The 13508-nt window shown below is 64.5% G+C and carries 13 protein-coding genes and 3 tRNA genes; 5 read left to right on the forward strand and 11 right to left on the reverse strand.

Annotation, left to right across the window (positions count from 1 at the left end):
* Positions 1 to 37: 37 nt before the first annotated feature.
* Both otsA and otsB read right to left on the reverse strand, forming a co-directional pair.
* Positions 38 to 1516, reverse strand: a complete 1479-nt coding sequence (gene otsA, locus F6X39_RS13275; protein WP_187616927.1) for an alpha,alpha-trehalose-phosphate synthase (UDP-forming) — start codon at positions 1514 to 1516, stop codon at positions 38 to 40.
* A 53-nt stretch (positions 1517 to 1569) separates the two neighbouring features.
* The gene (otsB, locus tag F6X39_RS13280; protein WP_187616928.1) at positions 1570 to 2319 is read right to left on the reverse strand and encodes a trehalose-phosphatase; all 750 of its coding nucleotides are present in this window, start codon (positions 2317 to 2319) and stop codon (positions 1570 to 1572) included.
* A gap of 486 nt (positions 2320 to 2805) precedes the next feature.
* Between otsB and F6X39_RS13285 the strand changes: the two genes are divergently transcribed.
* The 3 genes from F6X39_RS13285 to F6X39_RS13295 are packed head-to-tail and all read left to right on the forward strand — an operon-like array spanning position 2806 to position 4834.
* The gene (locus F6X39_RS13285) at positions 2806 to 3420 is read left to right on the forward strand and encodes an SCO family protein (protein WP_187616929.1); all 615 of its coding nucleotides are present in this window, start codon (positions 2806 to 2808) and stop codon (positions 3418 to 3420) included.
* Between the two features lie 28 nt (positions 3421 to 3448).
* Positions 3449 to 3910: a copper chaperone PCu(A)C gene (locus tag F6X39_RS13290; protein ID WP_090801139.1), complete on the forward strand. Its 462-nt coding sequence runs from the start codon at positions 3449 to 3451 to the stop codon at positions 3908 to 3910.
* Positions 3911 to 3949: 39 nt separating this feature from the next.
* Positions 3950 to 4834 carry a cytochrome c oxidase assembly protein gene (locus F6X39_RS13295; RefSeq protein ID WP_187616930.1) on the forward strand — a complete coding sequence of 295 codons (885 nt, stop codon included), beginning with the start codon at positions 3950 to 3952 and terminating at the stop codon, positions 4832 to 4834.
* Positions 4835 to 4845: 11 nt separating this feature from the next.
* On the opposite strand, the gene F6X39_RS13300 is transcribed toward F6X39_RS13295, so the two are convergent.
* From F6X39_RS13300 to uvrC, 9 genes are all read right to left on the reverse strand, one after another.
* Complete coding sequence (locus F6X39_RS13300) at positions 4846 to 5346, reverse strand: GNAT family N-acetyltransferase (RefSeq protein ID WP_187616931.1); 501 nt, start codon at positions 5344 to 5346, stop codon at positions 4846 to 4848.
* Between the two features lie 139 nt (positions 5347 to 5485).
* On the reverse strand, positions 5486 to 6235 hold the full coding sequence (locus F6X39_RS13305; RefSeq protein ID WP_187616932.1) for a TraB/GumN family protein: 750 nt from the start codon (positions 6233 to 6235) through the stop codon (positions 5486 to 5488).
* Positions 6236 to 6399: 164 nt separating this feature from the next.
* A complete protein-coding gene (locus F6X39_RS36775) occupies positions 6400 to 6618 on the reverse strand; it encodes a hypothetical protein (RefSeq protein WP_262414695.1) in 219 nt (72 codons plus the stop codon).
* Between the two features lie 40 nt (positions 6619 to 6658).
* Entirely contained in the window at positions 6659 to 6874 is a 216-nt protein-coding gene (locus F6X39_RS36780; RefSeq protein WP_262414696.1) for a hypothetical protein, read from the reverse strand.
* 357 nt (positions 6875 to 7231) lie between these two features.
* Positions 7232 to 7305, reverse strand: a tRNA-Cys gene (locus tag F6X39_RS13315).
* A gap of 128 nt (positions 7306 to 7433) precedes the next feature.
* Positions 7434 to 7509 (reverse strand) — tRNA-Gly (locus F6X39_RS13320).
* A gap of 61 nt (positions 7510 to 7570) precedes the next feature.
* Positions 7571 to 7646, reverse strand: a tRNA-Gly gene (locus tag F6X39_RS13325).
* Positions 7647 to 7843: 197 nt separating this feature from the next.
* Complete coding sequence (pgsA, locus tag F6X39_RS13330; protein ID WP_062127799.1) at positions 7844 to 8437, reverse strand: CDP-diacylglycerol--glycerol-3-phosphate 3-phosphatidyltransferase; 594 nt, start codon at positions 8435 to 8437, stop codon at positions 7844 to 7846.
* Between the two features lie 203 nt (positions 8438 to 8640).
* Entirely contained in the window at positions 8641 to 10872 is a 2232-nt protein-coding gene (uvrC, locus tag F6X39_RS13335; RefSeq protein ID WP_187616933.1) for an excinuclease ABC subunit UvrC, read from the reverse strand.
* Between the two features lie 244 nt (positions 10873 to 11116).
* On the opposite strand from uvrC, the gene earP reads away from it, so the two are divergent.
* Positions 11117 to 12310, forward strand: coding sequence for an elongation factor P maturation arginine rhamnosyltransferase EarP (gene earP / locus F6X39_RS13340; RefSeq protein WP_187616934.1), 1194 nt, complete (start codon positions 11117 to 11119; stop codon positions 12308 to 12310).
* A gap of 395 nt (positions 12311 to 12705) precedes the next feature.
* The gene (gene efp / locus F6X39_RS13345) at positions 12706 to 13263 is read left to right on the forward strand and encodes an elongation factor P (protein ID WP_184047636.1); all 558 of its coding nucleotides are present in this window, start codon (positions 12706 to 12708) and stop codon (positions 13261 to 13263) included.
* Positions 13264 to 13508 lie beyond the last annotated feature (245 nt).

The following is a 13508-nucleotide window of genomic DNA, read 5'->3' on the forward strand; positions in this document are numbered from 1 at the left end:
GCGGCTTTTTGCTGTCTGTCTCGCGGCCCGGCTTGGCTTAACCGGTCACGCTCTCGCGCGCCGCCCTCTTCCGCGCGGCGCCCGCAGCACCCGTGGCCGCGCGCGCTTTCCCGCTTCTGGCGCGCTTCGCGCCCTCGACGCTCTGCAGATCGCGCATGAAGTTATCGCGCCACACCGACACGTTGTTCTCGCGCAGCTGCGCCATCATGTCCCGATAGCGCCTCTGGCGCTCGGCGAGCGGCATGTCGAGCGCCCGCGCGAGCGCTTCGGCCATGCCGTCGATATCGACCGGATTGACGATCAGCGCGCCGTCGAGCTCCTGCGCCGCGCCCGCGAAGCGCGACAGCACCAGCACGCCGGGATTCTCCGGATCCTGCGCCGACACGTATTCCTTCGCAACGAGGTTCATGCCGTCGCGCAACGGCGTCACATAGCCGACGTGCGCGGTACGGAACAGCGCCGCCAGCACCGAGCGCTCGTACTGCTTGTGGATGTATAGGATCGGCGTCCAGTCCAGCTCGGCGAAACGTCCGTTGATCCGTCCCGACTCGGCTTCGAGCTGTAGCCGGATGTCTTGATACGCGTGCAGGTCGGCGCGCGTCGGCGGGGCGATCTGCAGGAACGACACCTTGTTGCGCTGCGCGGCCGTATGCTCGAGCAGGCGCTCGAACGCGCGGAACCGCTCGACCAGCCCCTTCGAATAATCGAGCCGGTCGACGCTCATGATCAGCTTGCGCGAATGCAGGGTCGCCTTCATCGTGCGCACCGGCTTGCCGCGTTCGCCCGCCTTCGCGAGCTCGGCGATCTCGTCCGGATAGACGCCGATCGGATACGCAGAGGCGCGCAACGTGCGGCCGAACGCATGCACACTCAGCGGTCCTTTCGCCGACGCGTCGATCGAGCCGCCCTCCTCGTTGATCACGTAGTCGCAGAACGCGCGCAGATCGGGACCGGTCTGGAAACCGAGCAGGTCGAACGAACACAGCGCCTCGACGAGCTCGCGATGCGGCGGCACCGTCAGCAGCACCTGCGCGGCCGGAAACGGAATGTGCAGAAAAAAACCGATGCGGTTCTTCACGCCTGCCGAGCGCAGCGCCTGAGCGAACGGAATCAGGTGATAGTCGTGCACCCAGATCACGTCGTCTTCGCGCAGGAGCGGCACGAGTTGCTGCGCGAGCCACGCGTTGACGCGGCAGTAGCCTTCGAAGTCGTGCCGGTCGTAATGCAGCAGGTCGGATCGATAGTGGAACGCGGGCCACAGCGTCGCGTTCGAGAAACCACGGTAGTACTGGTCGTAATCGCGGCGCATGAGCGGGACGGTCGCGAAGGTCACCGGACCCCGCTCCTCGAGCTTGATCTGCGGCTGGCCGGAGGTCAGCACGTCGCCGCTCCAGCCGAACCACATGCCGCCGGTCTCCTTCAGCGCGTCGTACACGCCGACCGCCAGACCGCCCGCCGCCGGACCGCCCTCCGAAATAGGCGCCACCCGGTTCGAAACAATGATCAGTCGGCTCATGAAGCGCGATTCCCGATGCAGTATGTTGTTTTCGTTGAACGGGGCCGCCGGCGTCATGCGCCGCGCGCCGCCGCGACGATGGTTTCGAGCCAGTCGAGCAGTGACGACACCGATTCGACGCGCGTGTGCGCCATCGTTTCGCCCGCGCCGACCTTGATCGACAGACCGCCGCGCTCGTTGACGACCGCGAAGCCCTTCTCGTCGGTCAGATCGTCGCCGGCGAATATCGGCGTGCGGCCGGTGAACGGCAGCTCGTCGAGGAACGCGCGCGTCGCGCGGCCCTTGTCGACGTCCTTCGGCTTGATCTCGTAGACCATCTTGCCGGGCTGCAGCACGTAAGAAGCGGGGTAATCGGCGACGAGCCGCTCGGTCGCCTCGCGCGCGACCGGCTCGCGGTCCGGCGCGTTGCGGTAGTGCAGCGCGAGCGCCGCGCCCTTGATCTCGAGCAGCAGGCCCGGATGTTCGTTGACGACCTGCGCGAGCACCTGCTCCATGCGCAACAGGCGCTCGTCGTGAAAGCCGATGCGCTGCGTGTCGCCATTCGCATCGCGCCGCTCGGCGCCGTGCAGACCCGCGACCGGCAGATCGGGCATGCCGAGAAAACTGTCGATGCTGTCGATGCCGCGCCCCGACACCACCGCGACCGCGCCATTCGTCAGACTGCGCAGTTCACGCAGCAGGTCGATCACGCGCGGCTGCACCAGCACGCCGTCCGGTGTGGGGGCGAGTTCGACGAGCGTGCCATCGAAGTCGAAGAAAAATGCCGTCTCGCTCGGAGACAGAACAGCCGGAAGTGCTTGCATCGCCTGGGTTCGCCTTTCAGCCATCTATGGCCGGAAAAGTGTGCGCATCTTACCGCGCATCCGTCAATTTTTCGAGAAAGTAAGCTGGGACTCAAGCCCGATGGGCGATCTATCCATCCGCTTCTGTCGATTGCGTTCAAAAGCGCAACAATTGGGCTTCAACCGGCTTTCAGCAAGCTGCGTCAAATTGACTCGCAAATCGCGCGCCCGGTGCGCCGCGCGACGCTGGCGCCAATTTTGCGCTACAGTCGCTGCCACGCGGACCGTCGGTGTGATGGACATCGTTGCACGCTCTCAATCAATCGCGTGTCGCGCGCGAATCTTGCGCGGCATGATCGGGCGGCGGTGCGGCCCCCTGCTCCATCGATTCGTGTTGCCTGCTCTTCAATCGAGTCATTGAACCCTGCTTTGTTCCCGATCCTGCCACCCCAGCGCCAGCGGCCGAACCTGTCCCGCTCACGACCCAAGCGACTCACGCACCGCTTGATGCACGGGTTGGCACGCCGGCTTGCGGCGGCAACTGCGCTGGGCATGCTGGTCGCGCTCGCCGCGCTGACCGGTTGCACACAGCGCGCCGAGCCGTGGCAGTTGACCAACGTGACCGGCCACCTGCCGGATCTGGACTTCACCTTGACCGACGACACCGGCCGTCCCGTCAACGCCGCGTCGTTCAGGGGCCGCACGTCGCTGGTTTACTTCGGCTACACGCATTGCCCGGACGTCTGTCCCGAAACGATGGGCCGTCTGATGCAGGTGCTCGGCAAGCTCGGTCCCGATGCGCAGAAAGTGCGCATTCTGTTCATCACCGTCGATCCCGCGCGCGACACGCCGCGGGCCTTGCACGACTATGTCGGCGCGTTCGACGCACAGCACGCCGAAGGGCTGACCGGCACCGACTGGCAGATCGAGTCGCTGGCCAAGCGCTATCGTGTCGCTTATCAGATGGAAAAGCGCGACTCGACCGGCAACTACGAGGTCACGCACAGCTCCGCCGTCTATGTGTTCGACAGCCGGGGCCGCGCGCGCCTGCTCGCCACCGATCACGACACGCCCGATGCGATCGCGCAGGACCTGCGCCGCATCATCGATGACCAATCCTGATTCTTCTTTGATCCCAGTCCATTCCATCATGACGATCAAGCTCAAACCAATCGCTTCCCTCGCCTGCGCGCTCGCGCTGTCACTCGGCGCCGCGTCGGCCGCGCAAGCGGCCGATGCTCACGCGATCAGCATCAAGGACGCGTGGGTGCGCTGGCTGCCGAACAACCTGCCCGCGGCCGGCTATGCGACGCTCGTCAACGCGAGCGACAAGCCGATCGACCTCGTCGATGTATCGAGCGACGACTACGGCGATGCGATGCTGCATCAAACCGTATCGAACGGTTCGACGCAGAAGATGGTGATGGTCGACAAGCTGACGGTACCCGCGCATGGCCAGGTCGCGATCGCGCCGGGCGGCTATCACGTGATGCTCGAGGACGCGAAGCACAAGGTCGCGCCGGGCGACACCGTGCGTCTGACGCTGAAGTTCTCCGACGGCGAAACAGTGAGCGCGCCGTTCGCGGTCAAGTCGCCGGGCCAGACCAAGTAAGCGGCACGACGGGCCGCCGCCACCGCACGCGCCATCGCCATGAACCTGCTCTACTGGCTCGATCCCTGGGAGTTTTCGCCGACCGTCGTGATCGCGTTGCTGATCCCCGCGATCCTGTTCGTGCGCGGCGCGCGCAAGGCGCGGCTGTCGTTCGCGCGGCGTCTGTCATTCTGGTTCGGGCTGGTCGCGCTGTATGTCGTGCTGCATACGCGGCTCGATTATTTCTTCGAGCATGAATTCTTCATGCATCGCTTGCAGCATCTGGTGCTGCATCATCTCGGGCCGTTCTTCATTGCGCTGTCGTATCCGGGCGCGGCGTTGCGCGCGGGAATTCCGTTGCGCTGGCGACAGCGCTTCGTGCGGCCCGCGCTGCAAACACCGCTCGTGCGCACGGCGCTCGACGTCGTCATGCACCCGGTCGTCGCGCTCACGCTATTCGTCGGGCTGATCTATTTCTGGCTGCTGTCGCCGATCCATTTCGTCGCGATGCTCGACTGGCGGCTCTATCGCGTAATGAACTGGAGCATGGCGATCGACGGCCTGCTGTTCTGGTGGCTCGTACTCGATCCGCGTCCGGCGCCGCCCGCGCGTCTGTCTCCGGGCAAGCGCGTGCTCGTCGTGATCGCGGCGATTCCGCCGCAGATCGTTCTCGGCGCATTCATCTTTTTTACGACGCACGAGTTGTATCCGATCTACTCGATCTGCGGCCGCGCGTTCACGTGGCTGAGCCCGATGCGCGATCAGCAGATCGGCGGGCTCCTGCTATGGATTCCGGGTTCGATGATGAGCGTGGTCGGCGCGCTGATCGCGCTGCGTCACTGGATGCGGCTGTCGTCTCGCGGACGCCTGCGCGCCGAGCGGCATGCAAAAGCGGCGCGCGGGCTCACGCATGCGGCGTCGACGACCACGAACGTGCCCCGCTGACCCGTTCGCGTTCACAGCGCGCGCATCCACACATGCGGGATGCCGTCTTCGTCGTGAACCTCCGAGACCGGCTCGAAGCCGAACGCACCGTAAAAGCCTTGCAGATGCGCCTGCGCGTGCAGACGGATCGGCGTATCGGGCCACAGCGCACGGATTTGCGCGAGCGAGCGTTCGAGCATCGCATTGCCGAGACCGATGCCGCGAAACGGCGCGGTCGTCAACACCCGGCCGATGCGCACATCGGCATCCGCCGCATCGGGCAACAACACGCGCAGATAGCCGGCCAACGGCGGCAGCGCCGCACCGTCGCCGGTGCCATACGCAAGCAGATGCCAGGCTTCGACGTCGAGCCCATCGATATCGCCATACACGCAGTTCTGTTCGACGACGAACACCGCGCTGCGGGCGGCCAGCATCTCATAGACTTCGACGCTCGTGAGGTTCCCGAACGGCTTCCAGCGCCATTCGAGCTGGGCGAGCCGCGCGGCGGCGGTGTGTTGCGGTTCAGTCATCGGTAGCTTTCAGGGTCAATGCGCGACAGCGCGGGCAACGATCCGCAATTATGCCGCGCGGCTCGTCATCGAGCATGCGCAGGCCTGGCATCCGGGCGGTCGACACGGCTGTATTCAGTCGCGAAAGCCGCGCACGCGTTCAGAACACCGCTTGCACGGGTCGCGCGAGACAGTCGGGGAGATTGCCGGGGCCGCATAGATGCAGCGCGCCGACGACCACCAGCGTGCGCGCGCGAACGTCCAGCAACTCGCTCAGCCGCGCGGCCCACGCGCGATTGCGCACGTCGAGAATCGCCTGACGGATGCCGGCCAGATTGAACATCGGCGCTTCGACGGCGATTTGCTGTATCGCGTGCAGATCGCCCTCCAGCCACGCCGCGTGCATCCGTTCGAGCGTGCGCTGCGGTTCGCCGCGGTCGGCCATCAACATGTCGAGCGCCGCGGCAATGGCTTCGAGCGGAATCGATTCGAGCGCGACTGCGACGTCCCGCGCGGACTCGAGATAGCGATACGGCTTCGCCTGCGCGAGCGCCGAGCGCAACATGCGCGGCTCGACACCCTCGACGACCTGCTGCAGCAGCGTCGGCGCGACGATCAGCGCGGCCCACGGACGCAGTGTTTCAAGCGGCGCGAGCAGGCCATCGGTCGGCCACAGCGCCTGCAGTTGCGTCCAGGCTTCGTCGCGCATCCGGGGCCGCAGTTGCGCGGCGTCGGGGTGTGCGTCGGCTTTGAGAAACGGCAGGATCGTTGCTGGGTCGGACTCGAATACGAGCGCGTCGGCCCAGTCATAGGCTTCGGCGACCCATGGCGGCGTTCGACGGCTCGTCGCGGGAAACAGATGCATCGAGCCGAGCAGGCGGACCTGAGTGCCGGTGAGTTGGAAATACATGCGGCTTCAATGAAAACGGGCGATGACGATGGTGCGATTCTATCGCCCGCCCTGGATGAGGCGCGCCGGCGTGCGTTGCCCTTCCCGTGCGCGTGCCGGACACGCCGTTGAGCGGAATGCGCTGCCCCAATGAATGCGGGAACGCATCAAACGCCTGAACCCGATTATTGCCCGCTCTTTTTAAACGACTCGAGTTCGGTCGTATAGCGCTCGTTTCTCACGCCATTGCTGCCGTAATACTCTTCCACCGATTTCACCCAACGGCCGACTTCCGGCACATACCAAAACGCTTTACACGTGCGCCCCGTCGCCTGAACAGGACCGAGTTTCTGCGCATGCGTGATCATCGCAGTGTCGCCCTGCTCGACCTGGGTGGCTTGCATGACCGTCTGCCGCGGCTCGAGTTGCGCGAGCCAGTCGCCTTCAGCTTCGATCTTGATCGCCTGGGACGGTTTCCGTCCCGACCACCCGATACTGCGAGTTCCACTTCTGCGAAGCGAATACCCGGTTCGGATGCTGCCCGGCGTATTCGACCGTCCAGCTCTTACCCCGCGACAACGGAAACGCGAACGGCCGGTTCACGACTGTATCGGTGCCGTTCACGCTGCGCTCGCGGCTCCAGTCCGCTCCGGCGATCACTTCGCGTGGCGCCTGCGTCGAACCCGAGATCTTCGATTCGAAATAGATGTGCGTGGCGTCGCCCGCAGCACCGTCACCTGCTCGTGCGTCTGGTTCCAGCCCGATGGCCCTCTCTCGCTCGTCGATGTATATGTCCGGCGGTACGCTGCAAGAGAACTACTGCTTCCTGAACACCGCTGCCGTGCAGTCGATTAAATCCGCGCTCAATTTCTGATCGATTCGGAGGAACGTCTGCGGCACGCAGTCGGATCGACCGCTCCGCTCACCTTGATGACGACGATCGACAAGGCTGGCGAAGAGAGGAACAGAAAAACGAAAAGCCCCGACAAGTCGGGGCTTTCGCTTTACATCAAAGACTGGAGGCGCGAGCCGGAGTCGAACCGGCCTAAACGGCTTTGCAGGCCGCTGCATAACCGCTTTGCTATCGCGCCGCAAGCGGACTGGAACCTGGACACGGGTTCGCAGATTTATCTGGTGATAACCAGAAGAACCGAAGCTCTGGAAGTTCAGAACGAGCGGCCTTCCAAACAAAAAGGGAAGCGCTGCTTCCCCTGATGTATGGAGCGGGAGACGAGGCTCGAACTCGCGACCTCAACCTTGGCAAGGTTGCGCTCTACCAACTGAGCTACTCCCGCATTGAACTGCTTCACCGCGCTGCCTTTTTTACTTCGCCAAACAACGCGATGCTTCGAATACTGGAGCGGGAAACGAGGCTCGAACTCGCGACCTCAACCTTGGCAAGGTTGCGCTCTACCAACTGAGCTATTCCCGCGTTGTGCTGCATTTACCGCTACTGCTTTACTGCGTCTCCGGTGTTTCGCATTGCGTGCATCGGAGAAACGAGATTATGGAGAATCGACTGAAACGTGTCAACCCCTTTGCCCGTCTGCTTTAAAGAAAATATTTCTCTCGTAGTAGTGCGGGGTTCGAACACACTTTTGCGCCCCTCGTGCTCTTCTATTCACACCGTCACGCAATGCCGCCGCGCTCGCGAATCTGCGGCCACGCGAGCTTCATGTAGTACAGCATCGACCAGATCGTCAGGAACGCAGCCAGATAGATCAGCCACAGGCCCCACACGCGCGTGTCGACCGTCACGCCGCCACCGAGCGGCAGCGGGCCATAGAACAGCAGCATCGGAATCGCGACCATCTGGCAAGCGGTCTTGAACTTGCCGAGCGAGTTCACCGCGACGCTCTTCGACGCACCGATCTGCGCCATCCATTCGCGCAGGGCCGAGATCGCGATTTCACGTCCGACGATCACGAGCGCGATCGCGGAATCGATCCGCGTGAGTTGCACGAGCACGAGCAGCGCCGCGGTCACCATCAGCTTGTCGGCGACCGGATCGAGAAACGCGCCGAATGCCGAGGTCTGATTCCATTTGCGGGCCAGAAAGCCGTCGAACCAGTCGGTGAGCGCCGCCAGGATGAAGATCGTCGCGGCCGCGAGATTGCGGTGCGCAGGGCTCATCATCATGTCGGGCAAATAGAACACACCGACGACGAGCGGAATCAGCACGATCCGCAGCCAGGTCAGGAATATCGGGAAATTAAACGGCATGGGGCAGGCGCAGCGTCTGACGAGTGAGTTGCAATTGTGCCGTGTCACAGGGCCTGCCACAAGCAAGCGCGCCCAGGCATGGCCGCGCGGGGGTGGCAAGCGAGCCGCCCCCGGCGCGTGGTTCGCAGCCAGCGCATCCGCAGCGCGACGCCGCGGGTCCGACGAACCGTCGTTCCGATCACGCCGCGGCGCGGCCCGCCAATTCAATGCAGTTGCCGGTAGATCTGCTCGGCGAGCGCCTGCGAAATGCCTTCGACGCTCGCGAGATCCTCTACGCTCGCGGCCACCACGCCGCGCAAGCCGCCAAAGCGCGCCAGCAGGCGCTGACGCCGCTTCGCCCCTACGCCTTCGAGTTCTTCGAGCCGCGAGGTCTGGCGCGTCTTGCCGCGTTTGGCGCGCATGCCGGTGATCGCGAAACGATGCGCTTCGTCGCGGATCTGCGCGACCAGCATCAGCGCGGCGCTTTCCTTGCCGAGTTCGAGCGGCGTGCGGCCGTCCGCGAAAATCAGCGTCTCGAGACCGACCTTGCGCCCCTCGCCCTTCGCGACGCCGACGAGCATGCCAGTATCGAGCCCCAACTCCGTGAAAACCTGCCGCGCGATCTCCACCTGCCCCTTGCCGCCGTCGATCAGCACGATGGTCGGCAGCACGCCGCCGGCCGCGGCCGGCTCGGCGGCATCGGCGGCGAGCGCGGGATCGGCGGCCGCGTCACTTTGCGATTCGGCGGCTTCGTCGCTCGCATTCGCGGCGGCCTGCGCGACCATCTTTTCGTAGCGGCGCGTGAGCACCTGGCGCATCGCCGCGTAATCGTCACCGGGCGTGATGCCGGCGATGTTGTAGCGGCGATACTCGGACGACTGCATCTTGTGGTGGTGAAAGACGACGCAGGACGCCTGCGTCGCCTCGCCCATCGTGTGACTGATGTCGAAGCATTCGATGCGCAGATGCGCGAGGTCGTCGCACTCCATGCCGAGCGTGTCGGTCAACGCGCGCGTGCGCGCCTGCTGCGAGCCCTGCTCGGAGAGCAGGCGCGCGAGCGCGAGCCGCGCGTTCTGCTCGGCCATCGCGAGCCAAGCGCGCCGCTGTCCTTGCGGTTGACGCAGTACGGTCACCTTGTGGCCCGCCTGCTCGATCAGCACGTCGACGAGTTCGCGCGCCGGCGCGTGGCTGACCACCAGCACCGGCGGCACGCGATTGCCGAGGTAATGCTGCGCGATGAACGCTTCGAGTACTTCGGATTCGATGCCACCTGGCGCGCGGCTTTTGCGGCGCTTCGCCGCGGGGCCGGACTCTGCGTTCCCGTCGGTGCCTTCGTCCGCGCCTTCGTCGCTGACGGCGTCCGGGGTCGCTTCGGCAGCCTCGTCGATCGCGTCTTCTTCACTACCATCGGCGTCCTCGTCTTCCGACGGCATGTCCTGAGCGATCGCGAGCGCATCGGCCGAGGCGCTCGCCGCCACGGCCGATGGCGCGACCGCTCGCGCATCCGCCGATGCATCGTGCTGATCGCCGTCTTCTTCGAGCCCGCCTTCCTCCGCCGTCAACGCGCTCTCCACGTGCGTGGGAAAGTACGCCTTGTCGCCGAGATGTCGTCCGCCGCGCACCATCGCGAGATTCACGCACACGCGGCCGCCCAGCGCGACTACCGCGAGAATGTCGACGTCGCTGTCGCTGCCGACTTCGATTGCCTGCTGATGCAGCACCGTCGACAGCGAACTCATCTGGTTGCGCACCGCCGCGGCCTGCTCGAACTTCAGCTGGCTCGCGAACGCATGCATCTTCTGCTCGAGCTCCTTCATCACCTCGCCCTGACGGCCGAGCAGAAAGCGCGACGCGTTGGCGACGTCGCGCGCGTAATCCTCCTCGCTGATGTTCGCGACGCACGGCGCCGTGCAACGGCCGATCTGATGCAGCAGACACGGCCGCGTGCGGTTGTTGAACACCGAGTCTTCGCAGGTGCGCAGCTGGAACACGCGCTGCAGGATCTGGATGCTCTCGCGCACCGCCCACGCGCTCGGGAACGGGCCGAAGTACTGGTTCTTGCGATCGACCGAGCCGCGGTAATAGGCCATGCGCGGAAACTTGTGGCCGGTCAGCTTCAGATAGGGATACGACTTGTCGTCGCGAAACAGGATGTTGTAACGCGGCGTGAGCGCCTTGATCAGATTGTTTTCGAGCAGCAGCGCCTCGGCCTCGGAACGCGTGACCGTGGTCTCGATGCGCGCGATGCGCGTGACCATCATCGCGATACGCGGCGACAGTTGCGTCTTCGTGAAGTAGCTCGATACGCGCTTCTTCAGATCGCGCGCCTTGCCGACGTAGAGCACCGCGCCACTCGTGTCGTAATAGCGGTAGACGCCGGGCAGATGCGGCAGTTGGGCGAGCACTGTTTTCGGCTCGAAGGTGTCGGGGGCGTCGCTGGCTTCGGGTTCGGTCATGCGGGATCGATTGAGGTGGGACTGTCTCGCGCTGCCTCGCCGCTTGCACCGATTGCACCGATTGCGCCGCCGGGTGCCCGGCATCGTGCGCCGGGGGTCATGTCGCGTGTCGCCGATGCGGCCCGCATGGCGGACAAAGGGCGCGCGCGATCGCGAGCGAGGCTTTAGAATCGCCAGTTTAGAACATTCCGCGTTCGTTCGAACCCGCTCCGTTCGCCGGAGTCACCGAGCCAGCCGAGCCGCCATGTCCTCCGTCGCGCCCGATTCCGGATCACCCGCCGCCCCTGCCAACCCGATCGCCTGCGATATCTTCTGCGCGGTGATCGACAACTTCGGCGACATCGGCGTGTGCTGGCGCCTCGCGCGCCAACTCGCGCGCGAGCACGGCTGGCAGGTGCGCGTGTTCGTCGACGATCTGCATGCGTTCAGGAGGCTGTGCCCGTCACTCGAGCTGGAGCGTGCGCGGCAGACGCTCGACGGCATCGTCGTCGAGCATTGGCACGAGCCGTCCCACGCTGGCGATACGCTCGAAGTCGCCGACGTCGTGATCGAGGCGTTCGCCTGCGAACTGCCGCCCGTCTATATCGCGGCGATGGCAGAGCGAACGAGCGTGCCGCTCTGGTTCAACCTCGAATATCTGAGCGCCGAGGACTGGATCGCCGATTTTCATCTGCGGCCGTCGCCGCATCCGCGCTATGCACTCAGCAAGACCTTCTTTTTCCCCGGACTCGGCCCCGGCACCGGTGGCGTCCTGAAGGAGCGCGATCTCGACGCGGCGCGCGCCGCGTTCGAAGCATCGCCCGCCGCGCGCACCGACTGGTGGCGCAACGTCACGGGCCACGCGCCGCCGCCCGCCGACGCGACGGTCGTGTCGCTGTTCGCCTACGAAAACCCGGCCGTCGACAGCCTGCTCGAACAATGGCGCGACAACGCAAGCCCGATCGTGCTGCTGGTGCCCGAAGGACGCATTTCCGGCGCGCTGGCGCGCTTTTTCGGCCTACCGTCGTTTGCAGCGGGCACCCATGCGACGCTCGGCAACCTCAGCGCGCACGCGCTCGCGTTCACCGATCAGCCTGGCTACGACGCACTGCTCTGGGCGAGCGACGTCAATTTCGTACGCGGCGAGGACTCGTTCGTGCGCGCGCAGTGGGCCGCCAAGCCGTTCGTCTGGCACATCTACCCGCAGGCCGACGACGCCCATCTGCCAAAGCTCGACGCCGCACTTGCGCACTACACCCGCACGCTCCCAGCTGACGCGCGCGCCGCGCTCGAGCGCTTCTGGCACGCGTGGAACGGCGCTGGTCAGCCGGACTGGGCGGAATTCCAGCGCCACTATCCGGCCCTGAAACGGCGCGCCGCTGGCTGGGCGGTCGAACTCGCGCAAGTCGGCGATCTCGCCGGAAATCTGACCTCGTTCGCAAAAACTCAGTTAAAATAAGCGGTTATCCAACGGCCGACGACGCAAGCGCGGCCCGATTAGACCAACTACCCCATGGTCAGCCCGTCTGACCGGTCCCCTCGAAAGACACAGCACGCGTCCCAATCTTCCGGTCGGGAACGCGAATGTCAAAAAAGGGACGTATGTTTGGGCGTGTTGCAGATCGGCGCCACTCGTGTACACGCCCGAACAGGGTAAAAATCAGGTAGCGGACAGGTGGAACGCCGAGGCATCACGCCCCCGGGTTTTCGCCGCGAGCCGATCCCGTTTCACGCATCCGGGCTGCGCGGCCGCTTCACGCGGCGCGCGGCAGGCGGTGGGCGAAACGCCGAAGCCGCTTGCGCCGTATGCCGTTGAGCAACAGTTAAGCTATTTATCTCGTACAGGACAGTTTTATGAAGACCGCACAGGAACTCCGCACCGGCAACGTCGTGATGATCGGCGCAGACGCAATGGTCGTGCAAAAGGCCGAATACAACAAATCGGGCCGTAACTCCGCCGTCGTCAAGATGAAGTTCAAGAACCTGCTGACCGGCGCAGGCATGGAAACCGTGTACAAGGCGGACGACAAGTTCGACGTCGTCGTGCTCGAGCGCAAGGAAGTGACGTACTCGTACTTCGCCGACCCGATGTACGTGTTCATGGACGCCGACTACAACCAGTACGAAGTCGAAGCCGAAATGATGGGCGACGCGATGCACTACCTCGAAGACGGCATGGCTTGCGAAGTCGTGTTCTACAACGAGAAGGCGATCTCGGTCGAACTGCCGACCACGCTGGTTCGCGAAATCATCTACACGGAACCGGCCATCAAGGGCGATACGTCGTCGGGCAAGGTGCTGAAGAACGCCAAGCTGAACACCGGCTTCGAACTGCAAGTGCCGCTCTTTTGCAACATCGGCGACAAGATCGAAATCGACACGCGTACGCACGAGTACCGCAGCCGCGCCTAAGCGCCCGCCTGCGTCACCCCGCCAGCGCCCGGCGCCCTGCCGGCCTGCACAAAAAGCGCTCAATTTTTGGGCGCTTTTTCTTTTCTGTCGCGCCGTGTATGGTTTAGGAAAACTTTACCGGCAAATTTCTCAAAATTACCATCGCGACATCCGGATTTCGCGTTGGGCGCGCGGCAAGCCCTTGATCGATTTCGTCCACGCTCTTTGGCACGATCTCTGCTAGGTGGAGAGAGTTACGCGAGTAT

This window comes from Paraburkholderia sp. UCT2 (assembly GCF_014397665.1).
GTDB lineage: Bacteria > Pseudomonadota > Gammaproteobacteria > Burkholderiales > Burkholderiaceae > Paraburkholderia > Paraburkholderia tuberum.